Origin of the sequence: Halomonas sp. E19 (assembly GCF_052439355.1) — a bacterium.
Classification (GTDB): Bacteria; Pseudomonadota; Gammaproteobacteria; order Pseudomonadales; family Halomonadaceae; genus Halomonas.
This window is the reverse complement of sequence record NZ_JBNFWU010000001.1, coordinates 1,731,598-1,757,237: the sequence shown is the minus strand read 5'-3', so window position 1 is coordinate 1,757,237 and position 25,640 is coordinate 1,731,598. Positions and strand designations below refer to the sequence as shown.

The following is a 25,640-nucleotide window of genomic DNA, read 5'->3' as shown; positions in this document are numbered from 1 at the left end:
CGAGTTGTTGTGGCGATGTCAGGTGGAGCAGGGGTGGCGCCGCACCCCTCGCAGTGTCTGGATGAGACAAGACTAGGGGAGGTTTACGTTAACGTAAAGTGCAGCCTATGCGCCTGCGACGAATGTCGAAGATATGCTGCCATGACTGGCTGAAAAGCGGACAAGCGTAGGGGGAACTGGGGCAAAGGGTGGGCCTGGGTGACGGGGAGGCGTGAGCAGCCGCCGTGACCGAGCGGCTGCTACCGGAGAAAGACAGGGCTAGCTCTAGTGACGAACTCAAGAGGGCTATCCGAAGCGGCGGCTATTTACGAGATGGCTTTAGAAAGAAGCGGGCCATCGCCAATGGCGATGGCCCGCAGCGCTCAGCCGGCGAACCAGAGCGCCAGCTGGTAGTAGAGCGGGATACCCACGATCACGTTCAGCGGGAAGGTGAAGCCGAGGGCTGCCAGCATGGCTAGGCCGATGTTGGCCTGGGGTATCGCCGTTCGCATCGCCGCCGGGGCGGCGATATACGAGGCGCTGGCGGCAAGCGCCGTGAGAATCATCAGCGAGCCCATAGGCAGGCCGAGCAGCAGGCCGACGGTCAAACCGGCCATGGCCAGGCAGAACGGTGCTACCAGGGCGAAGGTGAGCAGGCGCCAGTGGAACCACGGAATGGGGCGCAGGGTTTCCGCTGCGGTGAGGCCCATCTGCAGCAGGAACAGGGCGAGCACGGCGTGGAAGGCGCCCATGAACAGTTCGGTCACGGCTGCCCCTTCCCGGGGACCGTACATGGCGCCGATCACCGCGCCGCCGGCCAGCAGGATGACGCCGCGGTTGGTCAGGGTTTCATGCCAGATGCCCTGGAACGCCTCGCCTGCCTCCTTGCCGGCATGGCGGCGATAGAGCGCGATGGCCACCATGATCGCCGGCAGTTCCATCATTACCAGGTAGAGGGTGACTTCGGCGCCGATGGGCAGGGCGCGGCTTTCGGCGAAGGCCAGCGCCACGGCGAAGGTGCCCGCACTGACCGAACCATAGTGCGCCGCGATACTGGCACTGTCGGCAGGCGACAGGCGAATGAAGCGGCGCAGGATGGGCATCAGGATCAGCGGAATCAGGGCACCGAGAACGGCGACCGCCAGCAGTTCGTGGAACAGCGACCAGCGCAGGTTGCCATACAGTGCCATGCCGCCCTTGAGGCCGATGGTGAGCATGAGCAGCAGGCTCAGGGTGTCGTAGGCCGCCTTGGGAATGTTCAGGTCGGACTTGACGATGCCGGCAAGCAGGCCAAGCAGAAAGAACATTACGACTATGTCTGGCATAGGCTTCTCTTTTCGCGAAAGCGGTGACTAGGAATCATGCTAGCCGCGGATTGTGAGGATTGCGTGATATTGATACCAATAGAATCTCTGGGCAATTAATATAGAAAATAAACTATATCCCTGCTGGAAGCGCCTCTCATGAATATCCGTCACCTGACATTCCGTTTACTGCAAGTCTATGTGGCCGTCGTGCGCAGCGGCTCGGTCAGCGAGGCGGCGCGCCAGCTTCACCTGACCCAGCCCACCGTGTCCCAGCAGCTCAAGCGGCTCGGCGAGGCGGTAGGCGAGCCGCTGCTGAACAACCGCCAGGGCCGGCTGGTGCCCACCGAGGCGGGCCGCGAGCTGTACCGGGCCAGCCGGGAGGTGCTAGGCCGCTTCGATGACTTTCAGGATTATCTGGGTGCCCTGCGCGGCGGCGAGCGCGGCCGCTTCAGCATCGCCCTGGTTAACACCGCGCAGTACGTGCTGCCGCGCCTGCTCGGCCCCTACAGCCAGGCCTTTCCCGACGTTGATGTGACGCTGCATATCGGCAACCGCCGCCAGGTGCTCACACGCTTCGAACGCCAGGACGACGATCTCTATGTGTTCAGCCATCCTCCCTCGCTGACCCACGCCCTGGCCGGGCGTTTCCTGCGCAATCCCCTGGTGGTGGTGGGCCCGCGCGGCCATCCGCTGGCGGCGCTTGAGCGTGTCATCATGAGCGACTTGCTCGAGGAACGCTTCCTGCTGCGCGAGCCGGGCTCGGCCACGCGCATGCTGTTCGAAAGCTGGCTGCAGGAGCACGGCCTGTCACTGGGGCCGACCCTGCAGATGGCCAGCAACGAGGCGATTCGCGTCGGCGTGGCGGCCGGCATGGGGCTGGCCGTGCTCTCAGAGCACGTGCTGCCGCCGGAACACCCCGACCTGGTGATTCTGCCGGTGGAGGACTTTCCCATCGAGAGCCACTGGCAGTTCATCGTGCGTCGCGACCGCCGGCTGCCCCATGCCGCCTTGGGCTTCCTGCGCTTTGCCTCGGAGCATCTCGATGAGTGCGTGCAGCCGCGCTTCCTGGCCAATGAGCTGGTAGGGCTCCTCGGGCGGCTGGGAACGGAAGCCGGGGTTTAGGTGAGCTGCGCCGTTGTCATCTTCAGCACGACTTGGCAAAGCTACCCCTGCTTAAAAGGCACACCACGATCTACAACGAAAGGAGGCTCAAGAGGATTTGACTCCCCACCTGCCGCGCCCGCGCTCCGGTACCAGGCGGCCGAAGTAGAGCAGGCCGAAGATCAGCCAGGCCAGGGTGAGTATCAATGTGAAGACCAGCACCGCCGGTGCGCCGAACTGGGCGATGAGCGGCAGTGACGCTGCGGTGAACAGCCCGCCGCCGACCACCGGTTCGAACATCAGCTGCTTGTAGCCGAAGCTTTCGAAGGCGCCGGAGCGGTTCTTGGGGTCGGCCATGCGCATCAGCAGCAGGCCGGTGACGGTTACGCCCATGGACTGGCCGAAGTCGCCGATGCCGCGCTCGAACCAGTTCTCGGGGATCACCCGCGGGGCGATCACGATCAGTACGAATAGCGACCAACCGATGCCTGCAAGTGCCAGCAGCAGGAATGGAATGAAGTGCTCGCCGAGGGCGGTGAGCGACAGGGTGGCCAGCGCCGCGACGATGGTGAAGTCCAGCGCGGTGCCGGCAATGCGCGCCATGGTGCGGCTGGAGACATGCGGTTCGAGGCCGAAGCGTGTCACGCATAGCTGCACGATCACGCCGCCGATCATGGCGATGGGGAACAGCGGCACGTGGGCGAGGATCTCCAGGCCGTCGTTGGCGGCCCAGGTCTGCTGCTCGATCCACTGCAGGGCCGTGAGGATCAGCCAGCCGATGGCGATGGCGATGCCGACCAGGCCGATATGCAGGCTCAGCGGGTCGGCGGTTTCCTCTTCCTGGGCCAGGTCTTTCTTGAACTCGCTGTACTCCTCGGTGGGCGGCAGCTCGTTCTCCTCACCCTGGGACATGGCCTGGGCCTCGTCCAGTGCATCCGAGGTCTTGCGGGTCTTGTCCAGGTGGATGACGCCGCGCCGGGCGGCGATGTTGATCATCAGCGTACCGATCAGCACGCCCGAGACGATGCCCACGGTGGCAAGCACCAGCGCCAGGTCGGCCCCTCCTCGAAACCGAGCTCGGCGAAGGTGTCGGCCATGCCGGCCGCGGTGCCGTGGCCGCCCTCGAAGCCGATCTCTATCAGCGCGCCGGCCATGGGGTTCATGCCGAACACGGGCGCCAGGATGATCAACGCCAGTGACAGGCCCACGACGTACTGGCCCCAGGCCATGGTCTGGCCGACCACCACCTGGGGCCCGGCACGCATCCAGATGGTGCGCAGCCCGGGAATGGGGCGGCCGATGAAGAGGGCGGCGAACACCACGTTGATCAGCAGGCCGGGCAGGGCGGCCCAGCTTTCGAAGACATACTCGGGAAACAGGCCGGCGGCTTCCTCAAAAGGGGCCGTTACCGCACGGCCCGCCACCTCGGGGCCGAGCAGCAGCAGGATCGCACCGCCGATCACAGAGCTTGGTAGGAACAGTCGCCGCAGCCAGGGCGTCACGTTACGAATGGCATTGCTGGCCAGCAGCACCAGCGAGATAAGTACCAGCGCGATGAAAAGCTCGCCCACCGTCATGGTCATGTCGATCTCCTTCCTTGGAATCGCTCTCACGCTTCGACGCGTTTAGCTTAGTCGAACTTTGGGGCGCCACGTCTTCAGCGCCAAGCGCTTTGTTGCAGCCGACGTGCTTGGCTTGCCGAGCCGGGGTTGAGCATGCCATTAGTAATAGTTGATGCGTTCAGGACCCTTTGGCGATGACACGTTTATTCAAGAAGCACTATCACCCGGCCGGGACGGAGCCGGGCACCTTGCGCAATCTCACGCTGGAACAGACGGCCTTGCTGGGGCCCGCCAGGTACACGTTGGCCTGTCGCGATGCGGGCCGCTGGGGTGAGGTGCATCAGATCCGCCCCGCCGATATCCCAGAGGCCAGCGCACAGGGTCCGCTCTGCTGGCTGCATGTGCAGGGCATGCCCACGGCGGAGGCGCTGGAACTGCTGGGCAACCGGGTGGGGCTGCATCCGCTGGCACAGGAGGACATCCTCAACGGCGGGCAGCGGCCCAAGGTCGAACGCTTCGATGATTCGCTGGTCGTCATCCTGGGGATTCCCGAGATCGATGACGAGGGTGCGCTACATCTGTACCAGACGACCCTGTTCATGGGCGGCAATATCGTGGTCAGCGTGTTGGCGGAACGCCTTGACCCCTTCACCGAGGTGCGGCGTCGGCTCAGGGAGCGCGGTGGACGGGCGCTGTCCGAGCCCGACGACTTGCTCTATGGCCTGCTCGATGCCGCCGTGGATCACGCCTTCCCGGTGCTGGACAGCGTGGGCGAGCGCATCGAGGAGCTCGAGGTGGAAATCCTCGACCGTCCCGACAGCTCGACCCTGGAGCGGCTGCATGGCTTGAAGCGTGAGCTGATCATGCTGCGCCGCTATCTATGGCCAACGCGTGAGGTGATCAACCAGTTGCTGCGCGATCATGACGATCTGTTCACGCCCGATACGCGCATGTGGATGCGCGACGTCTACGACCACACCGTGCAGATAATGGACCTGGTGGAGAGCTATCGCGACATGACGGCGAGCCTGCTCGACGTCTATCTCTCGAGCATGAGCAATCGCCTCAACGAGAGCATGCGCACCCTGACCATCATCGCCACTGTGTTCATGCCGCTCACCTTCATCGTCGGTGTGTACGGCATGAACTTCGAACACCCCACCAGCCCGTTCGCCATGCCCGAGCTGGGCTGGTACTGGGGTTATCCGCTGGTATGGGGCGTGATGATTCTGGCGGCCGTCGCCATGGTGGCATGGTTCAAGCGCAAGCGCTGGTTTTAGCGCAGCGCGGGGCAGGTCGCGCCAGCTGCCCCGTTACCGCCGGCTGGGGAACTCAGCCCTGGCGAGGTATCAGGGCCTGCTCCAGGGTGGCGAGCCGACCGGGAACCAGGGCATCCTCCACTGCCGTGATGCGCAGCACATGGCCCAGCGCCGGATCGGCAGGGCGGGAGATCAGCTTGCCTTCGTCCAGCAGTGCCTGGTGCACTCTTCCGGCCAGCTCGGCGCTGGCCAGCCGCAGCCCCACGAAATTGGTGGCGCTGGGCAGCACATCGGCACCCAGTTCGCGCAGGTGGGCCGCCAGGCGTTCGCGGCGCTCACGCACCGACGCCACGTGGGCGTTCACCTCGGCAGGGTAGTCCAGCACGGTTTCGGCGGCGGCCTGGCTCAGCGTCGACACTGCATAGTGGATTCGTACCTTCATCATTACCGCCAGGGTTTCCGGCTCGGCGATGGCGTAGCCCACCCGCAGCCCGGCCAGGCCATGGGCCTTGGAGAGAGTGCGCAGGCGAATCACGCCCGGCAGCGTACGCCGCCCGAACTCGCCGTCGGCATCCTCGCGAAAATCATGGTAGGCCTCGTCGAGCAGCAGCCAGCAGTCGGCGGGTAGCGCGTCACGCAATGCCACCACGTCGGCGTCGCGGTGAAGGTGGCCGCTGGGGTTGTCGGGGTTGGCCAGGTAAACCAGGCGCGCGCGCTGTTCCCGGGCGGCCCGAGCCAGGGCGTCGAGGTCCGGTGCCAGGCGACCGGGCCCTTCGTCGTAGGGTACCTCCACCAGCCGGCAGCCGTGGCCCCGGGCAAAGTAGCTGAAGGTAGGGTACGTGCCCCTGGTGCTCACCACCACGTTGCCCTGCGCGACCACGGCGCGCAGCGAGAGTGCGATCAGGCTGTCGGCGCCGGCGTCTACCAGCATGGCCTCCAGGGGAATGCCCTTCTGCTCGGCGAGGCGCCGGCGGATGCCCAGCGCCTCGCCGTCACCGTAGCTGTAGACGTGGGCCGCCATGGCATCGCCGAAGCGTTCGCGCAGGGCCCGGTGGGGCATGTCGAGCCCCTCGTTCGAGCCCAGTTGGTGGGGGATCTCCCGGCCCAGCCGGCGCTCCAGCACGCGCACGCCGGGAAAGGGATTGTGGGGGCCGTCACCGGTCAGGTGCTCGGGAAAGTGGGGCATCGGATCCTCGTTCATGGGCTTTTTCCTTTTTCCAGCATCACGATCGCCACGGCGGCCAGCGTCAGCAGCAGGGCGAGGAATACCTTTATGCTCAACGGCTCGCCCAGCAGCAAGATGGCACTGGAGACGCCGACGGTGGGGATGATCAGGGTGCTGATGGTAGCTTGGGCGATGGTCAGTCGGTTGACGTTCATGAACCAGAGCATCTGGGCGAGGGTAATCGAAAACAACAGGTGGTAGCCAAGCGCCAGCCAGGTGCTGGCTTGCCAGGCGGCCGGGGGCGGCGGTGTTTCCCTGGCCATCATCATCACGATCATGGGCACCGCACAGAGCACGAATTGCCAGCCGGTGATCACCACCGCATGGCTCTGCCAGATGCCCCGCTTCTTGATCAGCACCGTGCCCAGCGCCCATGAAAGCGCCGCCCCCAGCATGATGGCCGGCCCCGCCAGACCCTGGGGCCCACTGGCCAGCGCCATCGGCCCCAGCAGCACGAGCAGGCCGGCCTGTCCGCACGCCAGCCCCAGCCACTGGCGGCGCGTGATGCGCTGGCCGAGAAGCCACCAGCCCAGCAGCAGCGCCCAGCAGGGCATGCTGAAGGCGATGATGGCCGCCTGGGAGGTCGGCATCCTGAGCTGGCCGAAGGCCGTGGCCAGGTTGAAGCCCAGGATGGTGAAGAACCCGGTGGCGATCAGCCAGGGCCACTCGCCGGCCGGCACGCGCAGCGGCAGCCGCCGCCAGCGGGCCCAGCTCATCAGCAGAAGGGCCCCGTGGAGAAGCCGATCGCCCGCAGCGTGAAGGGCGGCACGTCCATCAGGATGAACCGCACCGCCGGCCAGTTGCCGCCCCAGAACAGGCCGATGGTGGCGATCAGCAGCAGGGTGGTCAGCCGTCTGCTGTGCCGCAGGAGGGCAAGCTGGCTGCGTGCCAGGGTCAGGTTCATCGGGTTGCGCTCGGTAACGGTGCGGCACGCTGGCGCCACCCGCTGGGACCAAGCCCGCCGCCTTTCGTCACGAGTGTCAGCGTGACCTCGCGGCTGGCTCTTTGGCCTCTCCCGGGCCGGGTTGTCTTCGGGCTCATGCCGTTTCCAGTGCCTCCGGGCGGCCGGGAATGGCCTCTAGAAGCTGCCTGGTATAGGCCTGCTGCGGAGCCAGGAAGACGTCTCGCGCCGGGCCCTGCTCGACGATTCGCCCGTGCTGCATCACGATGATGCGATCGCAGATCTGTGCCGCCACCCGCAGGTCGTGGGTGATGAACAGCAGCGACAGCGACAGCTTCTGCTTGAGCTCCTCGAGCAGTTCGAGGATCTGCGCCTGGATCGAGACGTCGAGCGCGGAAACGGCTTCGTCGGCGACGATCAGTTCCGGCTCCAGGGCCAGCGCTCGGGCGATGCCGATGCGCTGCCGCTGGCCGCCCGAGAACTCGTGGGGAAAGCGGTCGGCGGTGCCGCCCAGGCCAACGAGTTCGAGCAGCTCGTCGGCCTGGGCCATCGCCCTGGCCTTGGGCGTGCCGTTGGCGATGGGGCCCTGGGCGATGGCGTAGCCGACCCGATGGCGCGGATTGAGCGAAGCGTAGGGGTCCTGGAAGATCATCTGGACCCGGTGGCGCTCGCGGCGCAGCGCCTCACCCTTCAGGTGCATGAAGTCGGTGCCGGAGAGGTGCATGCTGCCGCTGTCAGGGTGCTCGAGCCGCACCACGCAGCGCCCCAGCGTCGACTTGCCGGAGCCCGACTCGCCCACGACGCCGACGGTCTCGCCTTTCACCAGGGCAAAGGAGACGTCGCGCAGGGCGTGGACCTCCCGCGCCGGCTTGAACAGCCCGCCTCGCGAGCGGAACACCTTGTTGAGCCCCTCGACCTTCAGCAGCGGTGTGTCGGTTTCGGCACCGCGAGCCTCGGGAATCACGTCGCTGGGAATCGCCTCGATGAGCGCCCGGGTGTAGGCGTGCCGGGGGTTGTCCAGCACCGCCTTGGCGTCGCCCAGCTCGACGACCTTGCCGTGGCGCATCACGCAGACCCGGTTGGCGATCTCAGCCACCACCCCGAAGTCGTGGGTGATGAACATGACCGCCATGCCGCGGCGGCGCTGGAGGTCGAGGATCAGCTCGAGGATCTGGGCCTGGGTCGTTACGTCCAGGGCCGTGGTCGGCTCGTCGGCGATCAGAAGCTCCGGCTCGAGGGCCAGGGCCATGGCGATCATCACCCGCTGGCGCTGCCCGCCGGAGAGCTGGAAGGGGTAGGCGCGGATGGCTTTCTCGGGCTGCGGAATGCCCACCTCGTTGAGCAGGGCCAGTGCCTTCTCCTGGCGCTCCTGCCTCGTTCAGCCGGCCGTGGGCCTCGAACACTTCGCTGATCTGGGCGCCGACCCGCATCAGCGGGTTCAGGGCGGTCATCGGCTCCTGGAAGATCATGCCGATGCGCAGGCCGCGCAGCTGTCGATGCTGCTTCTCGGAGAGAGTCAGGAGCTCCTGGCCGTCGAAGATGGCCTCGCCGCCTGCCGGGCGTACCCCCTTCGGCAACAGGCCCATGACGGCGTTGGCGGCCATCGACTTGCCGGAGCCGGACTCGCCGACCACGCAGAGGATCTCGCCGGGATGGACGTCGTAGCTGACATCCTCTACGGCGTAGGCGCGATCGGCGCCCTTGGGCAGGGCGATGGTCAGCTGGCGCAGGCTCAGCAGGGGGCTTGGGTCTGTCGGGTTCATGGTGTTCCCCTCGCTCAGGAGCGCTCGCGGCTCAGTTTCGGGTTCAGGGCGTCGTCCAGCCCTTCACCCACCAGGTTGAGCGCCAGCACGGTCAGCAGGATCGCCAGCCCCGGGAAGAAGCTCAGCCACCAGGCCTGGCGAATTACCGTGCGCGCCGCCCCGATCATGTAGCCCCAGGACATCACGTTGGGGTCGCCGAGGCCGAGGAAGGAGAGCGACGATTCCAGCAGGATGGCGGTAGCGACCATCAGCGAGGCCAGCACGATGATCGGCGACAGGGTATTGGGCAGGATCTGGCGCAGGATGATAGTGCGGTTGGACTGACCGACCAGGCGGGCCGCCTCGACGTATTCACGATGGCGCAGCGACATGAACTCGGCGCGCACCAGGCGGGCGACGGGCGGCCAGCTGACCAGCGCGATGGCCACCACGATGGAGGTCACGCTGGGCTGCATGATCGCGACCAGCACGATGGCCAGAGCGAAGTTGGGAATGGTCTGGAAGAACTCGGTGAAGCGCATCAGGGCGTCGTCGATCAGGCCGCCGTAGTAGCCGGCCATGGCGCCGAGCGGAACGCCGATCATCAGGGCCACCAGGGTCGAGACCAGCCCGATCAGCAGCGAGACCCAGGCGCCATGCATGAGCCCGGCGGCCACGTTGCGTCCCATGGTGTCGGTGCCCAGCGGAAAGCCGTCGACCTCCAGCGGGGGCAGGAAGGGCCGCTGGACCATGCGCCAGGGGATTCGGGAAAGACAAGGGGGCGGAAATGGCCATCAGGATGATGGTGACCAGGATGATCAGCCCGACCAGGGCCCCGCGGTTCTGGGCGAAACGGGCGAAGAAGTTCATGAGGCCTCCTTGATGCGCGGGTCGGCCAGCCGGTAGACGAGATCAGTGAGGATGTTGAACACGATCACCAGGGCGGCGGAGAAGAAGAAGATCCCGAGCAGCAGGTTGTAGTCACGCTGCATCAGCGCCTCGTACATCAGGCGGCCGATGCCGGGCCAGGCAAAACCGTCTCGGTGAGGATCGCGCCGCCGACCATCTGCCCGGCCTGCAGGCCCGCCAGGGTGATGATCGGCAGCAGGGCGTTGCGCAGGATGTGACGGCGCTGGATGAGCCGTGGCGACAGCCCCTTGGCGCGGGCCGTCTTGACGTAGTCCTGCTGGCTGGCTTCGAGCATCGAGGTGCGCGTCATGCGGGTGTAGATGGCCATGAAGAACAGCGCGAGGGTGGTGGCGGGCAGCACCAGGTGCTTGGCGACATCCAGCGCCAGGGCCAGGCCGGTGTAGCCGGCGCCAACGGTGACCATGCCGTAGGCCGGCAGCCAGTCGAGATAGACCGAGAACAGCACCACCGCCATCAGGGCGACCCAGAACAGCGGAGTGGCGTAGAAGAGCAGGGCGAGTGCCATGATCAGCGAGCCGGTGGGCTTCTTGGCACGCGCGGCGGCCAGGGAACCGGCCAGGATGCCCAGGGCCAGCGACAGCACGAAGGCGGTACCGGTCAGCAGCAGGGTGGCGGGCATGCGCGCCATGATCAGGTCGAAGACCGGCATCTGCTGGCGGTAGGAGTAGCCGAAGTCGAGCATGGCGATGCCGGAAACATAGCGCCAGAGCTGGACGTACATGGGCTGGTCGAGGCCGAACTGCTCACGTAACTGGCGCAGGAACTGCTCATCGGTGGCTCCCGCCTCCCCGGCCAGTACGGCTGCGGGATCCCCCGGTGCCATATGGATCAGAAAGAAGTTGAAGATGACGATGAGAAACAGGACGACGACGGCCTTCAGTAGCCGCATGACGATCAATCTTGCATAGAGCATGCCATTACCCCCGTGACGACATGGTGCAGGTATAGGGCGGCCGAGGGCCGCCCCAGGCGGGCTCAGCGGTCAAGCCAGGCGTTCTTGAAGCCGTCGTTGAGGCCGATGCCGGTGGTCACCAGGTCCTGCACGTCGCAGCGGTAGATGGTCGGGAAACCGAGCTCCAGCAGCCAGCCCACCGGCACGTCCTCGTGGAGGATCTCCTGGACTTCCTGGTAGTAGGCCTCCCGCTGGGAGTCCGGATAGGCGGTGGCGGCCAGGTCGAACAGCTCGTCGACCCGCTCGTTCTCGTAGCCCTGCACGTTGTTCCAGGGCGAACCCTTGGCGATGTTGCTGGAGACATAGGTGCGCGAGATGCCCAGCGCCGGGTCGCCGTACTGAAAGAGGTAGGTGAAGGCGAGGTCGTAGTCCCAGTCGCCCAGGCGCTGGTTCCAGCCGCCCACGTCGGTGGACTGGGTGCGCACATTGATCCCCACTTCGCGCAGGTTCTGCTGTACGGCTTCGGCCCAGCGCACCCAGGTCTCGCCGTAGGGGATCGGCAGCAGGCGAACCTCTTCGCCGTCGTAGCCCATCTCCTCAAGCAGCTCGCGGGCGCGCTCGGGATCGTAGTCGTACGGCGGCAGGCTATCGTCCTGGAAGCGGGCGTTGGAACCGAAGGCGGACAGCGGCACCTGGCCCAGGCCGTTCCACAGCACATCGCGGGCGAACTCGCGGTCCATGGCATACATCACCGCCTGGCGGAAGCGCTTGTCGGCGGTGGGGCCCTCGCGGTTGTTCATCCACAGCATGGCGAAGGGGCTGAAGTACTCGTGGCCCGCCTCGGTGCGGCAGGTGTTGTCCAGGGCGCTCAGCCGCGGGATGTCGAAGTTCTCGACGGAGTTGGCCGGCAGCACGTCGAGGCGGCCGTTTTCATAGGCCACCGCTCGCGAGGAGGCATCGGGGATGATGTGCCAGTTGATCCCGTCGAGGTAGGGCAGGCCCTCCTCGTAGTAGTCGTCGTTGCGCACCAGTTGGATGACGCTGCCGCGACTCCAGCGTTCGAACTTGAAGGGGCCGGTGCCGATGGGGTGGCTGTTGGCCGGATTGTCGCGGAAATCGGTCCCTTCGTAGATGTGCTTGGGCATCATCGGCATGGTGCCCGCCTCGAAGGAGAGCAGGAAGGGGCCGAAGGGGTTGTTGAGCGTAAAGACCACGGTGTGGTCGTCCGGCGCCTCGATGCTTTCCACGTGGGAGAGAATGGTGCGGGTGCGCGGGTTCATCTCGCGCAGGTAGACGTCGGTGGAGAAGACCACGTCCGCCGAGGTGAAGGGCTCGCCGTCGTGCCAGGTGACCCCTTCGTGCAAGTGGAAGGTGTAGACCAGGCCATCGTCGCTCACCTCCCAGCTATGGGCGAGCTGCGGCATCGGGTTCAGCTCGGTGTCGTAGCGCAGCAGGCTTTCGTAGATGTTGCCGGAAACGGTCTGGGTCGGGGCATTCTGGTGAACGCCGGCGATCAGTCCCGGGGGTTCCGGCTGGAGTACCGTGTTGATGACCCCGCCCGAGCGTGGCTCTGCCAGCGCCGCGGTAGAGGCCAGGGTGGCGGCGGCGATGGCAATGGTCAAAGGCTTCTTCATGGTCTACCCCGTAGTGTTATGGCTTGTTGGTGGGACAGGTCGACTCTTGCGAGCCAGGGTGGAAACGCGCGATCAGCGTTGCGTCATGGCCGACTCGCCGCTCGCAGCACTGCATCACACAAGACTTGTGTGCCAAGGGCACAGTGTTCGGGCTCCGCGTACTCCCTTTCGTTGTGGCTGATGCCTTCCCGGCAAGGAATGAACAGCATGGCGGTTGGCGTCACGTAGCTCAGGTTCACCGCGTCATGGCCGGCACCGCTCATCATGGTGAAGGGGTCCAGACCGTGGCTGCGCGCCGCTGCCGACAGGTCATCCACTAGGGTAGTGTCGAAACGCGTCACCGGCATGTGCCAAAGCTCCTCGATGTGAGTCGTGACACCCTCGCGTTCGGCCGCCGAGGCCACGTGGGCGCGCAGGCGCTGATCGAGCTCTGCCAGGCTGGCTTCGTCGGTATGGCGTATATCGACCTGCAGGGTCACCGTGCCGGGAATCACGTTGCGCGAGGGTTCGGCGACCTGGAAGTCTCCCACCGTCAGGCGCGACACCCCTTCGGGATCCTCCAGTACGGTGCTGCGCATGGCCTCGATAAAGGCGGTAGCGGCCATCAGCGGATCTCGCCGGTAGCGCATCGGCGTGGGGCCCGCATGGGCGGAATCGCCGGTAAACGTGATGTCATACCAGCGCAGGCCCTGAACGCCGCTGACCACCCCGATGGGCAGTGCCTTGTGCTCCAGCACGGGGCCCTGTTCGATATGCAGCTCCAGATAGGCGCCCAGGGGCAGGTCGTCGCGTGTCAGGGTACCCTGGAAACCCGACTGATCGAGCGCCTGGCCAAGGGGCATGTCGGCGCGATCGCGGGCGGCGCGGAACGCCTCCAGCGAGAGGCGACCACTGTAGACGCCGCTACCGCCCATGGCGGGAGCGAATCGGCTGCCTTCCTCGTTGGTCCAGACGATGAGTTCCAGGGGCCGACGGGTGGTAATCCCCGCTTCCTCCAGCGTGCGAAAGATCTCGAGCCCCGCCAGCACCCCCAGGATGCCGTCGAATCGCCCTCCCAGCGGCTGGGTGTCCAGGTGGCTGCCGATGCCGACCGGCGCCAGGCTGTCATCGCGCCCCGAGCGGCGGATGAAAAGGTTGCCGGCCTGATCGGTGCGCCACTCACAGTTCAGCGCATCGGTCCAGGCGAGCAGCTGCCGTCTCCCTGCGATATCGTCATCGCTGAGAGCCAGGCGTCGACTGCCCCCGTTGGGCGATGGACCAATGCGGGCCATGTCCATGAGCGAAGACCAGAGTCGTTGGCTATCGATGCACGGGTTGTCGATGTACGGGCTGGGGGTGGCGCTCATGCCGCTTGTCTCCATGCCAGGTGGGATAAGATGACGCTGCGTTCGGCGTGCCGCCCAGCGGCGCCTGGCGCCCTGTCGAACGGTTTCATTGGATTGCCACAGGAGGTGGGCCCGATGCGGTCTGTGCATGACACCCTTGACTGGAACTTGCTGCGAACCTTCGTGAGCATCGTTCAGGAGAAAAGCATCAGCCGGGCAGCGCAGCGCCTCAACCTTTCCCAGCCTGCGGTCAGCCTTGCGCTCAAGCGGCTGGAGTCGCACCTGGGGCAGACGCTCATCGAGCGCGGCAGCCATCGGTTCCGGGTCACCGAGGCGGGCGAGCTGGTGTATCGAGACGCGCTCGAGATCTATGCCAACGTGGCACGGCTCGGCATCACGGTGCGCGACACCTCCCCCGAAGTGGCCGGCCAGATCACGCTGCTGCTGGTCAGCGGCATCCATTGCTCGTTCCTGGACGCGGTGTTGCGCGACTTCCATGTCCAGCACCCGCGCATCACCTGTGAGGTGAGCGTCATGTCGAGCCAGGATGTGGTGCAGGCGATGCTGCAGAAGATGGGCACCGTGGGGGTTTGCCTGATGCCCCATCCGGTCGAGGGCTCAGCAGCCAGCTGCTTGCTCACCAGCGCTACCGCTTCTACTGTGGCCGCTCCCACCACCTGTTCGGCAAGCAGAATCTTCCGTTGCAGGCCCTGGGGCGCGAGCCGTTTGTCTCCTTCACCAGTGCCCAGCTGTCCGGTGCGCTGGCGGAAATCGCTGTGTTCCGCGCCAGTGCGGCCATGACCGGGGATGTGGTGGTCACCTCCAGCAGCCTGGAAGAGATTCAGCGCTTCGTGCGCGCAGGCTGGGGAATTGGCTGCTTGCCGGAGCATACGGTCCAGGCGGATGTGGACAAGGGCAACCTGTGGCCGCTGCCGCCCTATGACGGCGTGCCGAATATCGACATTCACCTGGTCTGGCACGAAGATTCTCGCTTCTCCCAGGCCGAACGGTTGTTCTTCGATTACCTGCACAGCGCCATGGCATCGGTTGGGCTGGAACAGCGGCTGCCTTGAGGTGGCCTTGGTCGAGGGCATCCTGGTCGATCCGTCTTGTTGTTTACTCTAGGGGTACCGTTCCGAATCGCATAAGACAATTTTCCATTTTTTATCCATTGTATTAGCCCTGCTTATGCACCAGCGGGGCTTTTTTTACTTGCAAACCGGCGATAAGGGTGCAAAGCATAAAAAGCATGCTGGGTGGCCTGGAGGCGGCACACGTCGTGATGCCATCAGGAATATCTACCGGCTGGCGTTCTCGCTTCCACGACAATAACGGAGTCAATTCATGCTTAGCGAGTCGGAGCGTCGGGTCATCAATGTATGTGATGAGCTCTTTGAAGAGACCCTGTTATTGACGGAATCCTTGGTCAGGGCCTATAGCACACTGGGCAATGAGCGTGAGGCGCTTGAGATCATGGAGGCGTGGTATCGCCAGGAGGGTCTTGAGGTAAATCGAGTGCCCATGCGGCAGTCCATCCTTGACGAAATGACGGGTAATACGGCGTCGATAGAGGCCCGATACAACGTGATGGGCACGCTCAATGCGGCATCGACGGGGGCGCATCTGGTCTTCAATGGCCACTTGGATGTGGTGCCGGCGGAGCCGGCTTCCTTATGGACGCGCGCGCCCTGGGAGCCGTGGCGCGATGCTGACTGGCTCTATGGTCGAGGGGCAGGCGACATGAAGTCGGGTATCGCCGCCATGGCCATGGCTGTCAAGGCAGTTCGGCAGGCCGGTATCGCGATCGAACATCCGCTGACGCTGCAGACCGTCATCGAGGAAGAGTGTTCAGGCCATGGCGCACTGGCCTGCGTGAAGGCGGGCCATGCCGGCGATTTCGTGCTTATTCCCGAGCCTTTCGGTGCCACGCTGGTGTCTGGGCAGGTGGGCGTGCTGTGGTTTCGCATCGGCCTCGATGGCGTGCCTGCCCATGTGCTTGATACCAGCGCCGGAAGCAACGCCATCGAGGCGATTGCTTCGCTGTTTGGCGCCTTGAAATCCCTGGAAACAGAGATCAATGCGATGCCTCGTCATGCGCTCTATCAAGGCATGGAAAAGCCCTTCAACCTGAATGTCGGGCGCATCGAAGGAGGCGACTGGGCCTCCAGCGTTCCTGCGCATGCGAGCCTGGAAGGTCGCCTTGGCTTTCCTCCGGATATGGCTGTCGAAGACGTCATGGAAAGGGTCAGGCGCTGTGTCGATGAGGCGACAGCAGACCTGGGGGGCGGTATCTCCAATTTAAAGGTCGATTTTCATGGTTTTCGCTCCGAAGGTGTCGTTGTCGACATGCGCCATCCTGCGATTCATTTGCTCGGAGAGTGCCACCATGACCTCACCGGTGAAGCGGTCACGTCCCGGCCCTGACCTGCACCACTGACCTCCGGGCATTTCATGTGCATGGGGGTGACGGGCACCTGCTATGGACCGGTGGCAGAAAACATCCATGGCATCGATGAGCGGGTCAATCTCGAGTCTGTGCGGCATGTACTCAAGGCCTATGCCCTGTTTCTGTGCAGGTGGGGTCGAGAAACACCGCGGGATGCCACCTTGGCGCAAGGGCGCTGAATCCTACCGGCCTCGCTTCGGCGTGATGCGATGGGCTATGACTTCTCACCTTAAGGAGATGGTGCTGTGGAATTCTTCTATCACCCGGACCAGGAGCGGCATGCACCGCCCAGCTTCCTGTTGAGAGGACGGCAGGTCGCCTCACCGGAAGGGCCGGTGCGGGCGCGGATGCTACTGGAAGGCTTGGCCAGCCTGGGCATTGCGGTAACATCGCCGGCGACGACGGATAGCCCCCGCCTGCGCGAACGCCTTGCTCGGGTTCACACCAGGCGCTACCTCGACTTCCTCGAGACCATACATGCGCGCTGGTCCGCGCTTCCGGAGGCGGCCGAGGTGGTGTCGCCCAATGTGCATCCTTGCGGGGGCGGCCATCACTATCCTCGCCATCCGGTGGGTCAGGTCGGTTGGCACATGCACGACATGGCCTGTCCCCTGACGGCAGACACGTTTCGCGGCGTCATGGCGAATGCCGCCAGCGCCGAGGCGGCGGCAGAAGCCGTGCTGGCTGGTGCCGCGAGTGCCTACGCGCTGTGTCGCCCGCCGGGACACCATGCGGGGCCGGATCGCGCCGGTGGCTTCTGCTTTCTCAACAATTCGGCGTTGGCCGCCGAGGTGCTGCGCGAGCGGTATGCGCGGGTGGCGATCCTCGACGTGGATCTCCACCATGGCAACGGCACCCAGGACATCTTCTATGCCCGCGGGGACGTCTGGACCGGCTCCGTGCATGCCGATCCGGCTGACTTCTACCCGTTCTTCTGGGGCGGCGCCGACGAGACCGGCGAGGGTGAGGGCCGGGGAGCCAACCTGAATCGTGCCGCTGCCGCTGGGCAGTGACGGTACTGCGTTCATGGCCGCGCTGGAGACGCTGATCGAGGCCATGTCGTCGTTTCAAGCCGAGGCGCTGGTGGTGCCGCTGGGACTCGATGCCCACCGCGATGACCCGCTGGCAGGCCTGGCACTCGAGACCGAGGATTTCGAGGCGATTGGCCGGCGCCTGGCGGCCATTGCCCTGCCTACGGTGCTGATCCAGGAAGGCGGCTACCCCACCGAACACCTGGGCCGCAACCTGGCCGCCTTCATGCGTGGCTTCAACGGGGCCGAACGCCTCGGGGAGGGATGACATGCGCGTCGTGACCGCAAGCGAGGTGGCCGCGGCGCTGCCCTGGGAACCCCTGGTGCAGCGCCTGGCACACACCTTTCGAGAAGGCGTGGAGGCGCCGCCTCGTCATCACCATGCCATGCACCGGCCCGACGGCGAGGCCACCATGCTGCTGATGCCCGCCTGGGAGCGGGCGGGCTATATCGGGGTGAAGGTGGTCAACGTCTTTCCGCAGAACGCCGACCACGGGCTGCCGGCGATTGCCGGCGTCTACCTGCTGAGCGAGGGCGCCCACGGCCGCCCGCTGGCCTGCCTCGACGGCAGCGAGCTGACCCGGCGGCGCACCGCCGCGGCCTCGGCGCTGGCGGCCCGTGAGCTGGCCCGCGACGACGCCGTCACGCTGCTGGTGGTAGGCACCGGCAAGCTGGCGCCCATGGTGATCGAGGCGCATGCGGCGGTTAGGCCCATCCGGCGGGTGCGAATTTGGGGCAGGAACGCCGGCAAGGCCGCGGCGCTTGCCGCCGAGTATGCCGACCGCTTTGACAGCCGGGCGGTCAGCGACCTGGAAGCGGCTACGCGGGAGGCGGATATCATCAGCTGCGTGACGCTCTCCACGCAGCCGCTGATCCGTGGCGCCTGGCTTTCTCCCGGCACCCATCTCGACCTGATCGGGGCCTTCCGCCCGACCATGCGCGAGACCGACGCCGAGTGCCTGGTGCGTAGCGAGGTCTTCGTCGATACCTACGCCGGCGCCCGGGGCGAAGCCGGGGATCTTCTCCAGGCCATCGACGAAGGCGCCTTCGCCTTCGACGCCATTCGTGGCGACCTCGCCGAGCTGCTGCGTGGCGAGAAGCCAGGGCGCTCGTCTGCCGAAGCGATCACCTTGTTCAAGTCGGTGGGAGCGTCGCTGGAGGACCTGGCCGCAGCCATCGAGGTGTGGGAGCGGCTGGAGTCGCCCGAATGAACCGCGCGGCCACGGGTTTCTTCTGGCACGAGCGCTGCTTCTGGCATGACCAGGGCGCCATCGGAGTGTTCTCGGCGCCCGGTGAGTTCCTGCAGCCCCAGCCCGCCTCGGAAAGCCCCGAGAGCAAGCGGCGGCTCAAGAACCTGCTGGAAGCCTCGGGCCTGATCGACGAGCTTGCGGTAGGCAAGCCGCCGCCGGCCTCGCGCGAGGACCTTCAGCGCTTCCACACGCCGCGCTACCTGGACGCGCTCGAGCTCGGCGACCGCACGGGCGAGGGCGATGCCGGCGAGTGCGCCCCCTATCGGCCGGGAAGTCTGGCGGCGGCAAGCCAGGCTGCTGGCCTGGCGGTGGCTGCCATCGAGGCGGTGGCCACCGGGGCCTTGGCCAACGCCTATGCGCTGTGCCGGCCTCCCGGGCACCACGCCGAGGCCGACCGCGGCCGCGGCTTCTGCCTGCTTGGCAATATTCCGGTGGCAGTGATGCGCGCCCGTGCGCTTGGCCAGGTAGGGCGGGTGGCGATTCTCGACTGGGACGTGCATCACGGCAACGGCCAGCAGGAAGCCTTCTGGCACACCCCAGAGGTGTTGACCATCTCCGTCCACCAAGCGGGCAACTATCCGCTGGAGACCGGCGCCTTCGAGGAGCAGGGCGGGGCAGGGGCGCTCGGCACCGATCTCAACCTGCCGCTGCCCCCGGGTTGCGGCATCGGTGCGTATGAATACGCCATGGACACCCTGGTGCTGCCGGCGATCGAGGCCTTCGCGCCGGAGCTGATCGTCGTGGCCTGCGGCTATGACGCCTGCGCCAAGGACCCGCTGGGCAAGATGCTGCTCAACAGCGCCACCTTTGCGGCCATGACCGCCCGGGTGAAGGCCTTGGCCGAGCGGATCTGCCAGGGCCGCCTGGTCATGGTCCACGAGGGCGGCTACTCGGAGGGCTATGTGCCGCTGTGTGGTCATGCCGTGATCCAGACCCTGGCGGGGAGCCGGATCACCGTGCCCGACCCCCAGAATGACGAAATCGCCGCTTGGGGCTACCAGGCTCTGCAGCTCCACCAGCAGGCGCTGATCGACGGCTGGCGAGAGCACTGGCAAGCAGCCTGTTGGCGTAGCCCGCCACACCATGAAGGAGAAAGGAGATGACCCCGCTGCACGATCGCGATGGCTGGATCTGGATGGACGGCGAATGGCTGCCGTGGAGAGAGGCGCAGGTGCATGCGCTGACCCACACCCTGCACTACGGCATGGGCTGCTTCGAGGGCGTGCGCGCCTATGCCGGGCCCAACGGCACCCACCTGTTCCGGGTGGCCGAGCACACCCGCCGCCTGCTGGACAGCGCCCACGCCCTGGACATCCCCGTGGCCTTCGATGCCGAGACCCTGATCGACGCACAGCGCCGCTGCCTGGAGCGCAATCGGCTGGCGAGTGCCTACCTGAAGCCCACGATCTTTCTCGGCTCCGAGGGGCTTGGGCTGCGCGCTAGAGGCCTGTCGACGCACCTGATGATCGCGGCCTGGGACCTCGGCGCCTACCTGGCACCGGAGGCCGCCAGGATCGGCCTGCGCGCCCTGACCTCGTCGTGGGCGCGCCACCACGTCAACATCAGCCTGTGCCGTGCCAAGACCAGCGGCCACTACGTCAACTCCATGCTGGCGCTGAACACGGCGGTGAAGGCGGGCTTCGACGAGACCATCATGCTCGACCCCGAGGGCTATGTGGCCGAGGCCTCCGCAGCCAATGTCTTCGTGGTCCGCGATGGAGTGCTGCACACCCCCGAGGTCACCTCTTGCCTGCAGGGCATCACCCGCGACAGCGTCATTCGGCTGGCCAGGGACGTGCTCGGCATGGCGGTGGTGGAGCGGCGCATCACGCGTGACGAGCTCTATCTCGCCGACGAGGCCTTCCTGACCGGGACCGCCGCCGAGATCCTGCCGCTGCGCGAGCTCGACGGCCGTCATATCGGTGCCCGCAGCGGCGCCCCTGCCGTCGGGGATGCCATCCCAGAGGGCTCGGTTACCGCACGCCTGCAGGGTCTCTACCGTCGCCTGGTGCGCGGAGAGCTGGAAGACGACCTGGCGGCCTTCGCGGCCTGGCTGACCCCGGCGTGACGAAGCGCCAGTGCGGCGAGGTGGCACGCCGGGGGCTCCCTGAGCAGGGCGCCGGCACTTAGAACGTGCCCACCAGCGAGCCCACCGCGATGAGTACGATCAGCGAGATGATCGGCCCCACCACGGCCACCGCGGCAATGTCGAGGTAGGCCTGGCGGTGCGTCAAGCCGCAGATCGACAGCAGCGTGATCACCGCGCCGTTGTGCGGCAGGGCGTCCAGACCGCCGGTGGCCACGGCGGTGACCCGGTGCAGCAGATCGGGCGAGATGCCGGCCGCCTGGCCCATGGCCAGGTAGGTATCGCCGAGGGTGGAGAGTGCGATGCTCATGCCGCCGGAGGCGGAGCCGGTCATGCCGGCCAGCAGGTTCACCGCGATGGCCAGTGAAATGAGCGGATTGTCGCCGCCGGCGGTGGTCACCCAGGCGCTGATGGCGTCGAAGGCCGCCAGCGAGGCGATTACCGAGCCGAAGCCGACCAGGCTCGCGGTATTGAAGATTGGCAGCAGCGAGGCGTTGGCCCCGCTGTCCAGCGAGGCGGTCAGCTGCTGCAGGCGCGGCCAGTTGAGCGCAATCAGCACCAGGATGGAGAGCACCAGGGCGGCGATCACCGACCACACGCCGCGTACCGACTCGATGCTGGTGGCGCCATACACCGGGTTCGCCAGGTAGCCGGTATCCATGGCCGGGATGATTACCGTGGTGAACAGCAGATTGAGCGCGATCACCAGCACGATGGGGGCTAGTGCCAGGGGCAGCGAGGGCAGCCCCTGGCGCGGCTGTGGCTGTACCTCGGCCAGGTCGAAGCCTTCCCCGCGGCGCGCTCGCGCAGGTGATCGGCCGGGGTGGACTCGCTGTCATGCTCGCCATAGCCTTCGCCAGCGGCGCGGGCCTGCCTGGCGCGGTAGGTGAGCCAGGCCTGGCCCAGGCCCAGCATGACCAGTCCGGTCATGATGCCGAGCCCCGGTGCGGCGAAGGGCGAGGTGCCGAAGAAGGGCATCGGGATGGCGTTCTGGATCGCCGGCGTGCCGGGCAGGGCGGTCATGGTGAAAGTGAAAGCGCCGAGCGCGATGGTGCCGGGGATCAGCCGCTTGGGCAGGTTAGCCTTGCGAAACAGCGCTGCGGCGATGGGAAACACCGCGAAGGCCACCACGAACAGCGACACGCCGCCGTAGGTCATCACCGCACAGGAGAGCACCACGGCGAGAATGGCGCGGCTTTCGCCCAGGCGCTCGACGATGGCGCCGGCCAGCACCTCGGCGCTGCCCGAATCCTCCATCAGCTTGCCGAAGATCGCTCCGAGCAGGAACAGCGGGAAGTACTGGATGATGAAGCCACCGGCCGAGCCCATGAACACCTGGGTGTAGCTGGCCAGCAGCGGCGTATCCACCGACACCAGCGCCACCAGGGCGGCCAGCGCCGGGGCCAGGATCAGCAGGCTCAGGCCGCGGTAGGCCAGGTACATCAACAAAAGCAGTGCTATGACGATGGCGGCAATGCCGGTCATGCCTCGTCTCCCTTGCCGGTCTTGCCGTCACTAGCGCCCTTGTTGTCAGGCGCCTTGTGGTTGCCCCGCTTGCTGCCGGGCGACTTGTCGGTGGGCTGTTTGTCGGCAGGCAGCTTCGCACTGGGCTCTTCGGCGCTGGGCTTGTCCTGCTTGTCCTCATCGACATCGAGGCTCGTGCCGCTGGGGCGGGCGAGTGGGCGGAAGGTGTCGCTGAACACCGCATTGAGATCGAAGGTGGAGCACTGTCCCAGCTTGTCGAAGTTCTCCTTCAGCCACAGGTCGGCCCAGCCGCGGCCCTGGCGATAGAGGCGCGAGACGAAGTCCCACTGGGCGTTGAGCTTGCTCGAGGCGGAGAGCTTTTCAACCTCCTGCTCGGCATGGATCAGATGCAGGCGCATGGAGCGGTAGCGCTCCACCTCCAGTCCTTCGGCGTCGATCAGCTGCTGCAGCAGCTGGATGCTGCGCAGCTCCTTGATCAGGCTGGTATTGAAGGTGATCTCGTTAATGCGGTTGATGATGTCCCGGGCGCTATCTGGCAGCTTCTGGCGCACCAGCGGATTGACCTGAATGACCACCAGGTCCTGGCAGTCCATGTCGTCGACCAGCGGAAACAGCGCCGGATTGCCACTGTAGCCGCCGTCCCAGTAGGCCTCGCCGTCGATCTCCACCGCTGGGAACATGAACGGCAGGCAGGCCGAGGCCATCACCGTATCCACCGTGATATCGGGCTGTGAAAAGACCTTGGCACGCCCGGTACGCACGTTGGTGGCGGTGACGTACACCTTGGCCTTGCGACACGCATTGACCCGCTCGAAATCCACCAGCTTGCAAACCAGGTCCTTAAGCGGATTGAACTTCATCGGGTTGAGCTTGGCCGGGGCGATGAGCTGGGTGAGGCTCTCGAACATCAGGTAAGTCGGCGAGTTGTCGAGGCTGCTGTTGCCCATCAGCTGGTCCCACGGCGTCGGCTGGATGGGCGAGAAGCGCGCCGCCTCGCTGACGCCGCGCCAGAAGTTGTGCAGCGCCTGGCGGGCACCCTCACGTCCTCCGCGGTGCAGCCCGTCGGCCAGCACCACGGCATTCATCGCGCCTGCGCTGGTACCGCTGACGCCGTCGATCTCCAGCCGCTCCTCTTCCAGCAGCCGATCCAGCACACCCCAGGTCAGGGCACCATGCGAGCCGCCGCCCTGCAGGGCGAGATCGATATGCTTGCGTTCTTCCTTGGCCATGCCATCTCCCGGTGGTTTTCATATTGCATTGCAGTATAGGCCCTTGTGGCCGGCTTGCCTCCCACAATGGCGAAATGCCGAAGTGGGCCACATCGCGCATGAGGGCTTGAACTAAAGTCTAACAAAATGGATAATATGAAAAATGCTTCCATAAATAACGTCGGAGGCGGTTCCGCGAGGACCGTAGCGAATCCATGACTACCCTGAATTTCACCAGCATCTGGGATCTGCCCTTGATCAGCCGCCGCGAGCCGACGGAACCCGCCGCGACGGCACCTGCCGCCGAGCGCTTCCTCACCATCTGGGACAGCCCACAGCGCGTCGAGTCGGCCAGCCGCAAGCGCCCGGCACGCAAGCTGCCTAAGTTCTATCTCTAAGCGGTCGGTTTCCTGCGCCAGGCAGGGCCTGGCCAGAAAGCAAAGCGCCCATGCCGATCGGCATGGGCGCTTTTTTCAGCGTGCCTGCGCTGGGCGCGCCAAGTTACGCTTCAGCATAGTCGCACGCCGAGCAGCAGCAGCGAGGCATCGGCGGTTTGCCAGCCCCACCAGACCAGTGCCAGGGTGGCGGTCAGGGCGCTCAGCGCAGCGAGTGTCGTAAGATGCAGGCGAATCATGCCTGGGCCTCCTGTGGTGTGGCCCGCTTGACGGGCGCCTCGCTGATGAACCAGTGCAGCAGGGCGGCGATCACCGAGAGCAGAATGGCAAGCTTCCATACCACATCATAGTCGCCGTGCAGGTCGTAGAGCATGCCGCCCAGCCACACGCCGGTGAACGAGCCGACCTGGTGGAACAGGAAGACGATGCCGCCGAGCATGGAGAGGTGGCGTACCCCGAATACCGAGGCCACGATGCCGTTGGTCAGCGGCACGGTGGAGAGCCACAGCAAGCCGATGGCGATGCCGAACAGATAGGCGCTGGCGGGGCTCAGCGGCATGAAGACGAAGGTGGCGATCACCGCACCGCGGATCAGGTAGAGCCAGCTGAGCAGGCGTGGCTTGGAATAGATGCCGCCCAGCCAGCCGGCGGCGTAGGTGCCGAAGATGTTGAACAGGCCCACCAGGGCCAGCACCGTGCTGCCGACGTGTACGGCCAGGCCGTTGTCGAACAGATAGCCGGGCAGGTGCACGCCGATGAACACCACCTGGAAGCCGCACACGAAGAAGCCCAGGCACAGCAGCCAGAAGCCGCGGTGGCCGGCGGCTTCGTCCAGCGCCTGGCGCAGCGAGAGATCCGTGGCCAGGCGCGTGGAGGGGCGGTCCTTCAGCATGGCGCCGAGCGGTACCATCATCGCCGCCAGGGCCCCCATGGCCAGCAGCGCAGCCGACCAGCCCAGCCAGCCCAGCAGCCCCAGGGTGCCTGGCAGCATGGCGAACTGGCCGAACGATCCCGCCGCACTGACAATACCCATGGCCATGCTGCGCTTCTCCGGGGCTACGGCACGCCCCACGGCGCCCAGGATCACCGAGAAGGTGGTGCCCGAGAGCCCCAGGCCGATCAGCAGCCCGGCCGAGAGCGACATGCCCAGCGCCGACTCGGAGATCCCCATGAACAGCAGGCCCAGCGCGTACAGCGCGCCGCCGATGGCCACCACCCGGGCGGCCCCATAGCGATCCGCCAGGGCGCCGGTGAAGGGCTGGGCGAAGCCCCAGATCAGGTTTTGCAGCGCCAGGGCGAAGGCGAACACCTCACGCCCCCAGCCCAGGTCGCTGCTCATTGGCGCCATGAACAGACCGAACCCATGGCGCAGCCCCATGGCCAGTGAAATGACCAGGCTGCCGAGCAGGATCAGCAGCAGCGAGTGGCGGCGAAGGGCGTCCATGGCGTATTTCCCGTTTGCAGGCTAACGAGCATGAACTATCGCCCGTTATGGGTGCGGTGACAATGTCGCTGTTTGGCGACGTCGATGTTGCCGCTGTGCCACATGTGTAACAGCGCTTTACTTCGCTATCATGAACAGTGTTCGACAAACTGGAGAAACATCATGTCACGGCGCCTGTTACTTCCTTTTGTGCTCATCTTGGCCGCGATGCTGGTGGCTGGCTGCAGCTACCAGCCCGCACGCATCAAGTCGGAACCGCTGATTGTCATCGACGACGATCGCAGCGGGCATGCCGGTCGCTTCTGTCCTCCGGGGCAGGCCAAGAAGGGGCGGTGCTAAGCCGCATCGAGGCGGCAACGCATCGGCAATCAGCTGGCAGGTAACCCCCACGGTTCACGGAGTGGGCCACTGCCGGCAGACAGCTATAGAGAGTCGCAC

Annotated in this window: 23 protein-coding genes and 5 pseudogenes; 12 read left to right on the top strand and 16 right to left on the bottom strand. The window is 65.8% G+C overall.

The genetic code is table 11. The features are described 5' to 3' along the window. Positions 1-362 precede the first annotated feature (362 nt). Positions 363-1,304 carry a sodium-dependent bicarbonate transport family permease gene (locus tag ACUDAL_RS09325; RefSeq protein WP_444677947.1) on the bottom strand — a complete coding sequence of 314 codons (942 nt, stop codon included), beginning with the start codon at positions 1,302-1,304 and terminating at the stop codon, positions 363-365. Between the two features lie 138 nt (positions 1,305-1,442). On the opposite strand from ACUDAL_RS09325, the gene ACUDAL_RS09320 reads away from it, so the two are divergent. Further along, on the top strand, positions 1,443-2,408 hold the full coding sequence (locus ACUDAL_RS09320) for a LysR family transcriptional regulator (RefSeq protein WP_444677946.1): 966 nt from the start codon (positions 1,443-1,445) through the stop codon (positions 2,406-2,408). A gap of 87 nt (positions 2,409-2,495) precedes the next feature. On the opposite strand, the pseudogene ACUDAL_RS09315 reads toward ACUDAL_RS09320, so the two are convergent. Beyond that, positions 2,496-3,970: pseudogene (locus ACUDAL_RS09315) on the bottom strand (sodium/glutamate symporter). Between the two features lie 173 nt (positions 3,971-4,143). On the opposite strand from ACUDAL_RS09315, the gene corA reads away from it, so the two are divergent. Continuing rightward, the gene (gene corA, locus ACUDAL_RS09310; protein ID WP_444677945.1) at positions 4,144-5,229 is read left to right on the top strand and encodes a magnesium/cobalt transporter CorA; all 1,086 of its coding nucleotides are present in this window, start codon (positions 4,144-4,146) and stop codon (positions 5,227-5,229) included. Between the two features lie 52 nt (positions 5,230-5,281). Here the strand turns inward: corA and ACUDAL_RS09305 are convergent, their stop codons facing one another. From ACUDAL_RS09305 to ACUDAL_RS09265, 9 genes and pseudogenes are all read right to left on the bottom strand, one after another. Beyond that, complete coding sequence (locus ACUDAL_RS09305) at positions 5,282-6,394, bottom strand: pyridoxal phosphate-dependent aminotransferase (RefSeq protein ID WP_444679350.1); 1,113 nt, start codon at positions 6,392-6,394, stop codon at positions 5,282-5,284. 11 nt (positions 6,395-6,405) lie between these two features. Next, positions 6,406-7,149 (bottom strand): DMT family transporter, encoded by a 744-nt coding sequence (locus ACUDAL_RS09300; protein ID WP_444677944.1) that lies wholly within the window; start codon positions 7,147-7,149, stop codon positions 6,406-6,408. Further along, on the bottom strand, positions 7,149-7,337 hold the full coding sequence (locus tag ACUDAL_RS09295) for a hypothetical protein (protein WP_444677943.1): 189 nt from the start codon (positions 7,335-7,337) through the stop codon (positions 7,149-7,151). Before ACUDAL_RS09295 ends, ACUDAL_RS09300 begins: the two co-directional genes overlap by 1 nt. A gap of 133 nt (positions 7,338-7,470) precedes the next feature. After that, positions 7,471-9,097: pseudogene (locus tag ACUDAL_RS09290) on the bottom strand (ABC transporter ATP-binding protein). Positions 9,098-9,111: 14 nt separating this feature from the next. Continuing rightward, entirely contained in the window at positions 9,112-9,828 is a 717-nt protein-coding gene (locus tag ACUDAL_RS09285) for an ABC transporter permease (protein WP_444677942.1), read from the bottom strand. 55 nt (positions 9,829-9,883) lie between these two features. Further along, positions 9,884-9,946, bottom strand: a pseudogene (locus tag ACUDAL_RS09280) (hypothetical protein); the annotation flags it as partial. Beyond that, positions 9,943-10,919, bottom strand: a pseudogene (locus ACUDAL_RS09275) (ABC transporter permease). The pseudogenes ACUDAL_RS09280 and ACUDAL_RS09275, both read right to left, overlap by 4 nt. Positions 10,920-10,981: 62 nt before the next feature. Further along, positions 10,982-12,532 carry an ABC transporter substrate-binding protein gene (locus ACUDAL_RS09270; protein ID WP_444677941.1) on the bottom strand — a complete coding sequence of 517 codons (1,551 nt, stop codon included), beginning with the start codon at positions 12,530-12,532 and terminating at the stop codon, positions 10,982-10,984. Between the two features lie 83 nt (positions 12,533-12,615). Further along, positions 12,616-13,878 (bottom strand): M20 family metallo-hydrolase, encoded by a 1,263-nt coding sequence (locus tag ACUDAL_RS09265; RefSeq protein ID WP_444677940.1) that lies wholly within the window; start codon positions 13,876-13,878, stop codon positions 12,616-12,618. Between the two features lie 30 nt (positions 13,879-13,908). On the opposite strand from ACUDAL_RS09265, the pseudogene ACUDAL_RS09260 reads away from it, so the two are divergent. The 8 genes and pseudogenes from ACUDAL_RS09260 to ACUDAL_RS09225 form a co-directional block, all read left to right on the top strand. Beyond that, a pseudogene (locus ACUDAL_RS09260) lies at positions 13,909-14,139 on the top strand (helix-turn-helix domain-containing protein); the annotation flags it as partial. A gap of 308 nt (positions 14,140-14,447) precedes the next feature. Beyond that, on the top strand, positions 14,448-14,930 hold the full coding sequence (locus ACUDAL_RS09255) for a LysR family transcriptional regulator substrate-binding protein (protein ID WP_444677939.1): 483 nt from the start codon (positions 14,448-14,450) through the stop codon (positions 14,928-14,930). Positions 14,931-15,201: 271 nt separating this feature from the next. Then, complete coding sequence (locus tag ACUDAL_RS09250; protein ID WP_444677938.1) at positions 15,202-16,281, top strand: M20/M25/M40 family metallo-hydrolase; 1,080 nt, start codon at positions 15,202-15,204, stop codon at positions 16,279-16,281. A gap of 267 nt (positions 16,282-16,548) precedes the next feature. Next, complete coding sequence (locus ACUDAL_RS09245) at positions 16,549-17,316, top strand: histone deacetylase family protein (protein ID WP_444677937.1); 768 nt, start codon at positions 16,549-16,551, stop codon at positions 17,314-17,316. Then, a complete protein-coding gene (locus tag ACUDAL_RS09240) occupies positions 17,294-17,602 on the top strand; it encodes a hypothetical protein (protein ID WP_444677936.1) in 309 nt (102 codons plus the stop codon). Before ACUDAL_RS09245 ends, ACUDAL_RS09240 begins: the two co-directional genes overlap by 23 nt. Position 17,603: 1 nt before the next feature. Continuing rightward, positions 17,604-18,545 carry an ornithine cyclodeaminase family protein gene (locus ACUDAL_RS09235; protein WP_444677935.1) on the top strand — a complete coding sequence of 314 codons (942 nt, stop codon included), beginning with the start codon at positions 17,604-17,606 and terminating at the stop codon, positions 18,543-18,545. After that, positions 18,542-19,687, top strand: a complete 1,146-nt coding sequence (locus tag ACUDAL_RS09230; RefSeq protein ID WP_444677934.1) for a class II histone deacetylase — start codon at positions 18,542-18,544, stop codon at positions 19,685-19,687. Before ACUDAL_RS09235 ends, ACUDAL_RS09230 begins: the two co-directional genes overlap by 4 nt. Then, on the top strand, positions 19,684-20,652 hold the full coding sequence (locus ACUDAL_RS09225; protein WP_444677933.1) for a branched-chain amino acid transaminase: 969 nt from the start codon (positions 19,684-19,686) through the stop codon (positions 20,650-20,652). The genes ACUDAL_RS09230 and ACUDAL_RS09225 overlap by 4 nt, the downstream gene beginning before the upstream one ends. A 58-nt stretch (positions 20,653-20,710) precedes the next feature. Here ACUDAL_RS09225 and ACUDAL_RS09220 read toward each other — a convergent pair whose 3' ends face one another. From ACUDAL_RS09220 to ACUDAL_RS09210, 3 genes are read right to left on the bottom strand one after another with little or no spacing between them, the layout of a single operon-like run. Next, positions 20,711-21,382 carry a hypothetical protein gene (locus ACUDAL_RS09220; RefSeq protein ID WP_444677932.1) on the bottom strand — a complete coding sequence of 224 codons (672 nt, stop codon included), beginning with the start codon at positions 21,380-21,382 and terminating at the stop codon, positions 20,711-20,713. An 8-nt stretch (positions 21,383-21,390) separates the two neighbouring features. Next, a complete protein-coding gene (locus tag ACUDAL_RS09215; protein ID WP_444677931.1) occupies positions 21,391-22,155 on the bottom strand; it encodes a GntP family permease in 765 nt (254 codons plus the stop codon). Continuing rightward, a complete protein-coding gene (locus ACUDAL_RS09210; RefSeq protein ID WP_444677930.1) occupies positions 22,152-23,384 on the bottom strand; it encodes a patatin-like phospholipase family protein in 1,233 nt (410 codons plus the stop codon). Before ACUDAL_RS09210 ends, ACUDAL_RS09215 begins: the two co-directional genes overlap by 4 nt. 194 nt (positions 23,385-23,578) lie before the next feature. On the opposite strand from ACUDAL_RS09210, the gene ACUDAL_RS09205 reads away from it, so the two are divergent. Beyond that, complete coding sequence (locus ACUDAL_RS09205) at positions 23,579-23,761, top strand: hypothetical protein (RefSeq protein WP_444677929.1); 183 nt, start codon at positions 23,579-23,581, stop codon at positions 23,759-23,761. Between the two features lie 110 nt (positions 23,762-23,871). Here the strand turns inward: ACUDAL_RS09205 and ACUDAL_RS09200 are convergent, their stop codons facing one another. After that, positions 23,872-23,997 carry a hypothetical protein gene (locus ACUDAL_RS09200; protein ID WP_444677928.1) on the bottom strand — a complete coding sequence of 42 codons (126 nt, stop codon included), beginning with the start codon at positions 23,995-23,997 and terminating at the stop codon, positions 23,872-23,874. Next, the gene (locus ACUDAL_RS09195; protein ID WP_444677927.1) at positions 23,994-25,202 is read right to left on the bottom strand and encodes an MFS transporter; all 1,209 of its coding nucleotides are present in this window, start codon (positions 25,200-25,202) and stop codon (positions 23,994-23,996) included. The genes ACUDAL_RS09200 and ACUDAL_RS09195 overlap by 4 nt, the downstream gene beginning before the upstream one ends. A 162-nt stretch (positions 25,203-25,364) precedes the next feature. On the opposite strand from ACUDAL_RS09195, the gene ACUDAL_RS09190 reads away from it, so the two are divergent. Continuing rightward, entirely contained in the window at positions 25,365-25,541 is a 177-nt protein-coding gene (locus tag ACUDAL_RS09190) for a hypothetical protein (RefSeq protein WP_444677926.1), read from the top strand. Positions 25,542-25,640 lie beyond the last annotated feature (99 nt).